3 protein-coding genes are annotated in these 2282 nt (G+C 45.8%); 1 reads left to right on the plus strand and 2 read right to left on the minus strand.

Going from position 1 to position 2282, the window contains the following annotated elements; all coding sequences use genetic code 11:
• Nucleotides 1-121: 121 nt before the first annotated feature.
• Nucleotides 122-379: a hypothetical protein gene (locus tag DD606_RS24650; RefSeq protein ID WP_129259393.1), complete on the plus strand. Its 258-nt coding sequence runs from the start codon at nucleotides 122-124 to the stop codon at nucleotides 377-379.
• A 561-nt stretch (nucleotides 380-940) separates the two neighbouring features.
• Here DD606_RS24650 and DD606_RS24655 read toward each other — a convergent pair.
• Nucleotides 941-1471 carry a Ty1/Copia family ribonuclease HI gene (locus DD606_RS24655; RefSeq protein ID WP_129259395.1) on the minus strand — a complete coding sequence of 177 codons (531 nt, stop codon included), beginning with the start codon at nucleotides 1469-1471 and terminating at the stop codon, nucleotides 941-943.
• Nucleotides 1472-1641: 170 nt separating this feature from the next.
• Nucleotides 1642-2282: reverse transcriptase domain-containing protein (locus DD606_RS24665; RefSeq protein ID WP_219824230.1), on the minus strand; the 641-nt coding region annotated here is incomplete at its 5' end.

A 2282-nucleotide genomic window follows, 5' to 3' on the forward strand; every position in this document is an offset into this window, starting at 1 on the left:
GCTCTTGAACTAGATCTACAGCTAGGAAACAGACCTACATATAGATGTATGAAGGAGGTTAGGACTCAACTGAAAGAAGTCTTGCTTCATATGAAAATTTAGAGGAGTTTTGGATCAGAGGGTGCATGCCATCATTGAAGATCAATCTTCTAGCAGTAAAGGACATCGCACTCAAATGACAGTAGGAGAACAGGCAATTGCTCTTCAAATTACTAGGAAGATGATGCAGCAAGAGAACCAAGATGTTCTCAATTTTTTGGACTTTGTGTCTGATTCTCCAATTCTCTTGTATGAATTACCTACTAAAGAGGCTGAACTGCCTAGATTTTTCCCAGCCTTGTATCCTCAACATTCAGAACCAGTGGATTGTAAAGAATGAGGATGCAAGAGAGCTACACAAGACAAGCACAAAGCACACAGAGATGGAAAGCTTCTTCTTCTTCTTCACAGAAAAGAGAGTACAAAATGACTAAGTGCTATAGCTGAAAAGTAGCACATATGTACATGCGGTCACTAAGTGTGAACTCGCTAGAAGCGTACTAGGCTGGCACTATAAGTGTAGTCCAGCTGTAGAATCACTGGCAGAGATCCTCCGTGTCGGTCACCTAACGCGCCAGTGAGTAAATGCCGTAAGCGGCCAAGACCCGTAGTGGATGCCAGCTCAAGGTGTAGAGCTCGACATCTCAACACTCCCCCTCGAGCTCTGCATGTCGCAGAGTCCAAGCATAGTCCGGAAACGTCGAAGCTTCTCAGCTCCGAGGGCCTTGGTAAAGATATCCGCTATCTGCTCCCCTGTGCTGACGTAGACCAAGTCGATGTCGCCCGCCAACACTCGCTCTCGAACGTAGTGGTAATGGACCTCTATGTGTTTGGTCCTGGCATGGAACACTGGGTTCCTAGCCAACTGCATGCTGCTGAGGTTGTCACAATGGATGAAAATCTACTGGTCCACCTGCACTCCCAAGTCCTCAAGTAATGTGCGTAGCCAAGCTACCTTGCACGCCGCAACTGCTGCACCTTTGTACTCGGCCTCTGTGCTCGATAAAGCAACCGTAGGCTGCTTTTTGCTGCTCCAAGTAACAGCAGCACTCCCAAAAGAGAACATGAAGCCACTCGTAGATCTCCTATCAACAATGCTACCTGCCCAATCTGCATCTGTATACCCATACAATGCTAATGGTGCATCTGCTGCATAGAACAATGCGTAGTCAAGAGTACCTTGCACATACCTAAGTGTGCGTCGTACTCCATCCAAATGTGGCTTCCTCGGAAGCTGCATGAACTGACTCTCCAAGCCTACTGTGTAGCTCAAGTCTGGCCTCGTGATAGTCAAGTAGATTAGACTACCCACAATCTTCCTGTACATGTTGACATCCTCAACAACATCACCCTTCTCTGCACTCAGCTTTGCATTCACATCCAAGGGAATAGAAATTGGCTTACAATCAGCCATACCATACTTTGACAACATGTCCAAATCCTACTGTCTCTGTGATATCCATACACCCTCTGGAGTCCTGATCACTTCAATGCCAAGAAAGTAGCGCAACTCGCCCAAATCTTTCATTTCAAACTCCTGTTTGAGAAGACCCTTCACATGGTCAATCTCCATAGCATTGTCACTCACAATAATAAGGTCATCTACATATATGGTAATGACCACAATCCCCACATCACTCTCACATACATAGAGTGAATGATCAGCATGATCTTTCCTAAACCCAATACTGACAAGATACTTGGCAATCCTGTCATACCATTAGAGCCCTGCTTCAAACCATACAAAGCTTTGAGAAGTCTGCATACATAATCTGGGTAACCTGGATCGACATAACCAGGTGGCTGATCCATATACACTTCCTCTTGCAACTCACCATTCAAGAAGGCATTCTTTACATCCATTTGATGCATAATCCATCCTCTAGATGCAGCCACTGCTATGACAGCTCTCACAGTCGTCATCTTTGCCACTGGAGCAAAGGTCTCCTCATAGTCTATGCCATACGTCTGTGCATAACCCTTTGCGACCAGCCTTGCCTTGTGACTCTCAATGTTACCATCAGCCTTATGCTTGGTTTTATACACCCATTTACAGCCAATAGCTTTCTTGCCGCTTGGCAATGACACCAACTCCCATGTGTCATTTGCTTCCAATGCAGCCATCTCTTCATTCATTGCATCATCCCAATGCACATTTCCAACTGCATCCTCAAAACATGTGGGCTCCACATCCTGTATCACCTTAGCCATGTAGGCTTGGTGATGCGCTAGATACCCATCAT

This window comes from Enterobacter cloacae complex sp. GF14B (assembly GCF_004136805.1).
In the GTDB taxonomy this organism is placed as follows: domain Bacteria; phylum Pseudomonadota; class Gammaproteobacteria; order Enterobacterales; family Enterobacteriaceae; genus Enterobacter; species Enterobacter hormaechei_C.

Excerpts from the sequence above, each read along its gene's own strand:
- DD606_RS24655 (WP_129259395.1), bottom strand. The coding sequence starts at position 1,471 with ATGTTGTCAAAGTATGGTATGGCTGATTGTAAGCCAATTTCTATTCCC.